We start from the raw sequence: 7,329 nt of genomic DNA on the forward strand, positions 1-7,329 counted from the left end.
ATGACGGACGTGAAATCGGAAACGCTGGAAAAGCTCAAGACGGTCAGCGTGGCGACGCTCTGCACCGCGCTCTACAAGCGCGGGCTCAGGAACCAGGTGATCCAGGACGTGCATCCGGTGAAGGCCAAGGGCGTCAACATGGTCGGCCCCGCCTTCACCCTGCGCTACATGCCCGCGCGCGAGGACCGCAACACGCTGGCCGTGTTCCGCAACCCCGAGCATCCGCAGCGCAAGGCGATCGAGGAGTGCCCGCCGGGCCACGTCATGGTGATGGACAGCCGCAAGGACGCCACTGCCGCCTCGGCCGGCGACATCCTGATCACCCGGCTGATGGTCCGGGGCGGCGCCGGAGTCGTCACTGACGGCGGGTTCAGGGACGCGATGCGCATCGGCGAGCTGGACATGCCGGCCTATCATAACCGCCCCTCCAGCCCCACCAACCTGACGATCAACGAGGCCATCGAGATCAACTGCCCGATCGGCTGCGGCGACGCGCCGGTGTTTCCGGGCGACATCATCGTCGGCGACGACGACAGCGTCATCGTGATCCCGGCGCATCTTGCCGACGAGGTCGCCGAGGAGGCGGTCGAGATGACCGCCTACGAGGATTTCGTCGTGGAGCAGGTAAAGGGCGGCGCGACCATCATCGGTCTCTATCCCGCCACGAAAGAGGAAAACCTGGAGAAGTTCGCCGAGTGGCGCAAGGCCAACAACCGCTAGGCCCGACGCCACACGATCTTCTAGAAGATCGTGGCCGGCAAAATCTTCTAGAAGATTTTGAACATGCAGGATTTTCTAGAAAATCCTGCTCTCAGGATCCACGCAGGACCGCATGACCACCGAAACGCTCGCCAGATCCCCCGTCATCCGCCTCGACCCCGCCGACAACGTCGTCGTGGCGCGCGAGGACATCGCGGCCGGGGTCTCGATTCCGTCCGAGGGCGTGACCACGAACCACGATGTGCCGGTGGGCCACAAGCTCGCCACCCGGCCCATCGCCAAGGGCGACCCGGTCCTGAAATACAACACCACCATCGGCTTCGCCGGCGAGGACATCGCGCCGGGCGACTGGCTGCACGCCCACAACGTGCTGATGGACGAGGTCCAGAAGGACTACCGCCACGCGCAGGATTACGTGGCGGTCGAACTCCTGCCCGAGAACGAGCGCGCCACCTTCCTGGGCTACCCCCGCGCCGACGGCCGCTACGGCACGCGCAACATGATCGGTATCTTCATCACCGTGAACTGCGCCGCCACCGTCGCCCGGATGATCAGCCGCTATTTCGACGAGGAGCGCCTCGCCGACTATCCCAACGTGGACGGCGTCGTGGCCTTCATCCACGAACAGGGCTGCGGCATGGAACAGACGGGCGAACCGCTCGACCTCCTGCGCCGCACGCTGGCCGGCTATATCCGCCACCCCAATACCGCCGGCGCGCTGGTCTGCTCGCTGGGCTGCGAGCGCAACAACCTGCAGAGATTCATGGAGGCCGAAAGCCTCGACACCGGCAAGATGCTGCGCACCGTCACCATGCAGCAGATCGGCGGCACCAAGGCCGCGATCGAGGAGGGCAAGGCCGTCATCCGCGAGATGCTGGAGGAAGCCAACCGGATCGAGCGCGAACCCGCCTCCGCCGAACACATCACCATCGGCCTGCAATGCGGCGGCTCCGACGGGTTCTCGGGCCTGTCGGCCAACCCCGCGCTCGGCAAGGCGGTGGACATCCTCGTGCGCCACGGCGGCACCGCCATCCTGTCGGAAACCTCGGAGCTTTACGGCGTCGAGCACACCCTGACCGCCCGCGCGAAATCGGAAGAGATCGGCCGCAAGTTCATCGAGCGCATCGACTGGTGGCTCGACTACAACGCCGGGCGCGACACCCAGATCAACGGCCGCGTCAGCCCCGGCAACCAGGAAGGCGGGCTGGCCAACGTGATCGAGAAATCGCTGGGCGGCGCCAAGAAGGGCGGCTCCACCGGCATCAACGCGGTCTACGAATACGCCTATCCGGTCACCGAAAAGGGCCTCGTCCTGATGGACACGCCCGGCTTCGACCCGGTCTCGGCCACCGGCCAGATCGCTGGCGGCGCCAACCTGATCTGCTTCACCACCGGCCGCGGCTCCTGCTTCGGCTCCTACCCCGCGCCGACGATCAAGCTGGCCTCGAACACGCCGATGTACACCCGGATGCAGGGCGACATGGACCTCAACTGCGGCCAGGTGATCGACGGCACGAAGACGCTGGACGAGATGGGCGAGGAGATCTTCGCCAAGATCCTCGCCACCGCCTCGGGCGCGCCGTCCAAGTCGGAACTGCTGGGCGTCGGCGAGGAAGAGTTCGCCCCGTGGCAGATCGGGGTTCTGTCGTGACCGATATCGCCGCCGATACGCTCGACAAGCTGAAGACATGCAGCCAGGGCACGATCACCACCCAGCTCTTCAAGCGCGGCTTCAAGCAGCAGTTTCTTGTGGGCCTCGCGCCACTCAACAAGGCCGCCGGCCCCTTCGCCGGCGAGGCCTTCACCCTCCGCTTCATCCCGTCGCGCGAGGACAGGGATTACGACCTGTCCGATCTGCACAAGCGCGGCGAGGACAACATGCAGTGGGAAGCGGTCGAGGCCATCGGCGAAGGCCAGGTCATGATGATCGACAGCCGGAACGACCCCCGCGCGGCCAGCGCCGGGAACATGCTGATGACCCGCATGATGCGCAAGGGCGTCGCCGCGGCCGTGACCGACGGCGCCTTCCGCGACGGGACGGAGATCGCCGCCATGCCCTTTCCCGCCTACTGCCGCGCCAACACCGCCTCCACCCGGCCCGCCTTTCACCGCGCCGTCGACATGCAGCTGCCGATCGGCTGTGCCGACGTCGCGGTCTATCCCGGCGACATCGTGGTGGGCGACGCCGACGGCGTCTCGGTGATCCCTCGCGCCATCGCCGCCGAGCTGGCCGAAGAGGCCGCCGAGCAGGAACTGCGCGAGACCTTCCTGTTCACCAAGATCGACGCGGGCGCGCCGCTCTGGGGCACCTACCCTGCGAGCGCCGAGACGCTGACCGAATACGAAGCCTGGAAAGCCGGGAGGAATACGCCGTGACAGCCCGGAAGGCCGAGGCGCTGATCCGCCACTACTTCGACATGTGCAACGCCGCCGACCGGCAGGGTCTGATCGACTGTTTCACGCCCGACGGCACGCATTACTTCCCGCCGGGCCTCCCCGGCGCACCGTGGCGCGGGGCACAGGCCGTGGCCGACGGCTGGGTGTGGTGCGTCGAGAATTTCGGCTCTAAATGGACGATAGAGAAGATCCTCGCCACGCCCGACGGTCGCGAGGCGGTCATCGAATGGACCCACTGGAAGACCGCCATCGGCGAGGTCCTGCGCGGCGACGAGTGGTACGTCTTCAACGACGACGTCACCAGGATCGTCGAGATCCGCGCCTACTACGCCAGCCCGGTGAACAAGGCCGATCCGGTGAACGCGCTGCACGGGTTCGACTACGCGACCCGCGGGTTTCACATGGAGCCCCCCGAGGTTCCCGGCCGGGACTGACGCATCGCTTGCAGCACGGTCCGCACTCTGAGACGGTCCGCGCGGCACAGGAGGACGAGGGATGGAACTGAACGAATCGGAACGACAGGGCCTCTGGCTCGGCCGCGTCTGGCGGCCCGGAATCGGCCCCGCCGTCGTCACCCTCCGCGACGGCCAGCTCGTCGACATCACGTCGAAGACCGCGCCCACCGTGCGCGACGTGCTGGACATGGACGACCCCGCCGGGCACGTCCGCAGCGCGCCGGGCGACCCGCTCGGCCCGCCCGAGGACTTCGACGGCCCAACCGCGACCCCGGACGGCCCGCATCTCCTCGCCCCCTGCGACCTGCAGGCGATCAAGGCCTGCGGCGTCACCTTCGCCCAGTCCATGGTCGAACGGGTGATCGAGGAACAGGCCGCCGGCGACCCGGCCAAGGCCGACGAGATCCGCAAGCGCGTCTCGGAAAGCATCGGCGACAGTCTCGACCAGATCGAGGCCGGCTCCGAGCAGGCCGCAAAGGTCAAACAGGAACTCATCGCGCTCGGCATGTGGTCGCAGTATCTCGAAGTCGGGATCGGCCCCGATGCCGAGGTCTTCTCCAAGGCGCAGACGCTCTCCGCCGTCGGCACCGGCGCGGAAGTGGGCCTGCACCCCATCTCGAAATGGAACAACCCCGAGCCGGAGATCGTGCTGGCGGTCAACGCGCGCGGAACGATCCAGGGCGCGACGCTCGGCAACGACGTCAACCTGCGCGATGTCGAGGGGCGCTCGGCACTGCTTCTGTCCAAGGCCAAGGACAACAATGCCTCCTGCGCCATCGGCCCGATGATCCGCCTGTTCGACGACGGCTTCACGCTGGACGACGTGCGCAACGCCTGGCTGACCCTCCGGGTGGAGGGCACCGACGGCTACACGCTCGACGGCCGCTCCGACATGTCGAAGATTAGCCGCGATCCGGCCGACCTCGTGTGCCAGACCATCGGCCGTCACCACCAGTATCCCGACGGCTTCATGCTGTTCCTCGGCACGCTCTTCGCGCCGACCGAGGACCGGGACGAGCCCGGACAGGGCTTTACCCACCATATCGGCGACCGCGTGACCATCGCCTGCGATGGCCTAGGTCGCCTTACGAACACCGTCCGGCTGTCCACCGACTGCCCGGAATGGACCTTCGGGCTGGCCGCGCTGATGCGCAACCTGGCCGGCCGCAACCTGCTGTAACGAAAGGACGCGAAATGACACTGACAGGGAAACACCTCATCGCCGGCGACTGGGTCATGGGCGACAACACGTTCAAGTCCGACCCCGTCGACGGGAAAGGCAAGGAATATTCCGTGGGCTCCCCGGCCCATGTCGAGGCCGCCTGCTCCGCCGCGGAAGAGGCGTTCTGGGAATACGGCTATGCCAGCCGCGAAAAGCGCGCCGAGTTCCTCAACAAGATCGCCGACGAGATCGAGGCCCGCGGCGACGAGATCACCGAGATCGGCACCCACGAGACCGGCCTGCCCGAGGCCCGGCTGCAGGGCGAGCGCGGCCGCACCACCGGCCAGCTGCGCCTGTTCGCCGACCACATCCTGAAGGGCGACTACCTCGACCGTCGCCACGACGAGGCGCTGCCCGACCGGCAGCCGGCGCCGCGCCCCGACCTGAAGATGGTGCAGCGCCCGATCGGCCCCGTCGCCGTCTTCGGCGCCTCCAACTTCCCGCTGGCCTTCTCCACCGCCGGCGGCGACACCGCCTCGGCGCTGGCGGCCGGCTGCCCCGTGGTGGTCAAGGGCCACTCCGCCCATCCCGGCACCGGCGAGATCGTCGCCCAGGCCATCGACGCCGCGATCAAGGCCGTGGGCCTGCATCCCGGCGTCTTCTCGCTGATCCAGGGCGGCAAGCGTGACGTGGGCCAGGCGCTGGTGCAGAACGAGTTCATCCGCGCCGTCGGCTTCACCGGCTCGCTCGGCGGCGGCCGTGCGCTGTTCGACCTCTGCGCCCAGCGCCCCGAGCCGATCCCGTTCTTCGGCGAGCTGGGCTCCGTCAACCCGATGTTCCTACTGCCCGAGGCCGCCAAGGCCCGCGGCAAGGCCATCGGCGAGGGCTGGGCCGGCTCGCTGACGATGGGCGCCGGCCAGTTCTGCACCAATCCCGGCATCGCCGTGGTGCAGGAGGGCGCCGAGGGCGACGCCTTCGTGCAGGCCGCGGCCGAGGCGCTGAAGGGCGTGCAGACGCAATGCATGCTGACCGACGGCATCGCCGACGCCTACCGCTCCGGCAAGTCGCGCTTCGACGATCGCAACGCGGTGGAACCCGTCATGGTCACCGACAGCGACGGCCGCTATGCCAACCCGAACCTCTACCAGACCCGCGCCGACGCCTATCTGCAGGACCACGCGCTGGGCGAAGAGGTCTTCGGCCCGCTCGGCCTCGTCGTCCGCGTCAACGGCCCGGACGAGATGGAGACGCTGGCGCGCGGCTTCGACGGCCAGCTCACCATGACGCTGCACATGGACGACGGCGACACCGACGTGGCCCAGCGCCTGATGCCGGTGATCGAGCGCAAGGCCGGCCGCCTGCTGGTCAACGGCTTCCCCACCGGCGTCGAGGTCTGCGATTCCATGGTCCATGGCGGCCCCTATCCGGCCTCGACGAACTTCGGCGCCACATCCGTGGGCACGCTGGCGATCCGCCGCTTCCTGCGGCCGGTCTGCTACCAGAACTTCCCCGACGCGCTGCTGCCGGGCGACCTGAAATAAGCCTTTCCCGGCCCGTCCCGTCCGATCGGGGCGGGCCGATTTCTGTCCGGCCTCCAGACACCACGAACCAAGGGACACCCAAATGCTTTCCCCGTCCGAGCTTCAGGGCATCATTCGCTCCGGCCTGCTCTCCTTCCCCGTCACCCCCTTCGACGCGGACGACAACTTCAACGCAACCGCCTTCACGGCCCATCTCGAATGGCTCGGCCAGTACGACGTCTCCGGCCTGATCGTCGCCGGCGGCACGGGCGAGATGTTCTCGCTCACGCCCGCCGAGATCGTCGAGGTGGTGAAGACCGCCAAGGCCGCCCAGCCCGACGCACCGATCCTCGCCGGCTGCGGCTACGGCACCAAGCTCGCCTGCGAGCTGGCACAGGGGATCGAGGCCGCCGGCGGCGACGGCATCCTGCTCTTGCCGCATTACCTGATCGGCGCGCCCCAGGACGGCATCGAACAGCACATCCGCACCGTCTGCAAATCCACGAACATGGGCGTCATCGTCTACAACCGCGGCTCGTCCGTCTGTTCGGCGGAAACGCTCAAGCGGCTGGCCGACGATTGCCCCAATCTCGTGGGCTTCAAGGACGGCACCGGCGACATCGACACCGTCAAGCGCATCACCGTCGGGCTGGAGGATCGCCTCGCCTATATCGGCGGCATGCCCACGCACGAGCTCTTCGCCCAGGCCTATCGCGGCGCCGGCGTCGATACCTATTCCTCGGCGGTGTTCAACTTCGTCCCCGAAACCGCACTGGAATTCCACAAGGCGTTCCAGGCCGGCGACGACGCCCATTGCGAACAGATGCTGCGCGACTTCTACTACCCGTTCGCGAAGATCCGCGACCGCAAGACCGGCTACGCCGTTTCGGCCATCAAGGCGGGCGTCAAGCTGCGCGGCTTCGACACCGGCCCGGTCCGCCCGCCGCTCACCTCGCTCACGGCGGAAGAGTTCGACATGATGGAAGCCCTCATCGCCGACCGCAAATAGGGCGCGCCCCGCCGCTTCTTCTCGTTGCAAATACGCTCAGGGGGGTCCGGGGGGATGAAATCCCCC

The 7,329-nt window shown here is 67.6% G+C and carries 7 protein-coding genes; all 7 read left to right on the top strand.

Annotation, left to right across the window (positions count from 1 at the left end; translation table 11 throughout):
• Window positions 1-720 (top strand): ribonuclease activity regulator RraA, encoded by a 720-nt coding sequence (locus P1J78_RS14580; RefSeq protein ID WP_275568106.1) that lies wholly within the window; start codon window positions 1-3, stop codon window positions 718-720.
• Between the two features lie 112 nt (window positions 721-832).
• Entirely contained in the window at window positions 833-2,371 is a 1,539-nt protein-coding gene (locus P1J78_RS14585; RefSeq protein WP_275568107.1) for a D-arabinonate dehydratase, read from the top strand.
• Window positions 2,368-3,096, top strand: a complete 729-nt coding sequence (locus P1J78_RS14590; RefSeq protein WP_275568108.1) for an RraA family protein — start codon at window positions 2,368-2,370, stop codon at window positions 3,094-3,096. The genes P1J78_RS14585 and P1J78_RS14590 overlap by 4 nt, the downstream gene beginning before the upstream one ends.
• Window positions 3,093-3,551, top strand: coding sequence for a nuclear transport factor 2 family protein (locus tag P1J78_RS14595; RefSeq protein WP_275568109.1), 459 nt, complete (start codon window positions 3,093-3,095; stop codon window positions 3,549-3,551). Before P1J78_RS14590 ends, P1J78_RS14595 begins: the two co-directional genes overlap by 4 nt.
• Before the next feature lie 61 nt (window positions 3,552-3,612).
• Complete coding sequence (locus P1J78_RS14600) at window positions 3,613-4,752, top strand: fumarylacetoacetate hydrolase family protein (RefSeq protein WP_275568110.1); 1,140 nt, start codon at window positions 3,613-3,615, stop codon at window positions 4,750-4,752.
• Window positions 4,753-4,766: 14 nt separating this feature from the next.
• Entirely contained in the window at window positions 4,767-6,275 is a 1,509-nt protein-coding gene (locus P1J78_RS14605; protein WP_275568111.1) for an aldehyde dehydrogenase (NADP(+)), read from the top strand.
• Between the two features lie 82 nt (window positions 6,276-6,357).
• The gene (locus P1J78_RS14610; protein ID WP_275568112.1) at window positions 6,358-7,263 is read left to right on the top strand and encodes a 5-dehydro-4-deoxyglucarate dehydratase; all 906 of its coding nucleotides are present in this window, start codon (window positions 6,358-6,360) and stop codon (window positions 7,261-7,263) included.
• Window positions 7,264-7,329 lie beyond the last annotated feature (66 nt).

Origin of the sequence: Psychromarinibacter sediminicola (genome assembly GCF_029168335.1) — a bacterium.
GTDB classification, from domain to species: domain Bacteria; phylum Pseudomonadota; class Alphaproteobacteria; order Rhodobacterales; family Rhodobacteraceae; genus Psychromarinibacter; species Psychromarinibacter sediminicola.

Coding starts and splice junctions, on each gene's coding strand:
- P1J78_RS14580 (WP_275568106.1), top strand. CDS start 1: ATGACGGACGTGAAATCGGAAACGCTGGAAAAGCTCAAGACGGTCAGC.
- P1J78_RS14585 (WP_275568107.1), top strand. CDS start 833: ATGACCACCGAAACGCTCGCCAGATCCCCCGTCATCCGCCTCGACCCC.
- P1J78_RS14600 (WP_275568110.1), top strand. CDS start 3,613: ATGGAACTGAACGAATCGGAACGACAGGGCCTCTGGCTCGGCCGCGTC.
- P1J78_RS14605 (WP_275568111.1), top strand. CDS start 4,767: ATGACACTGACAGGGAAACACCTCATCGCCGGCGACTGGGTCATGGGC.
- P1J78_RS14610 (WP_275568112.1), top strand. CDS start 6,358: ATGCTTTCCCCGTCCGAGCTTCAGGGCATCATTCGCTCCGGCCTGCTC.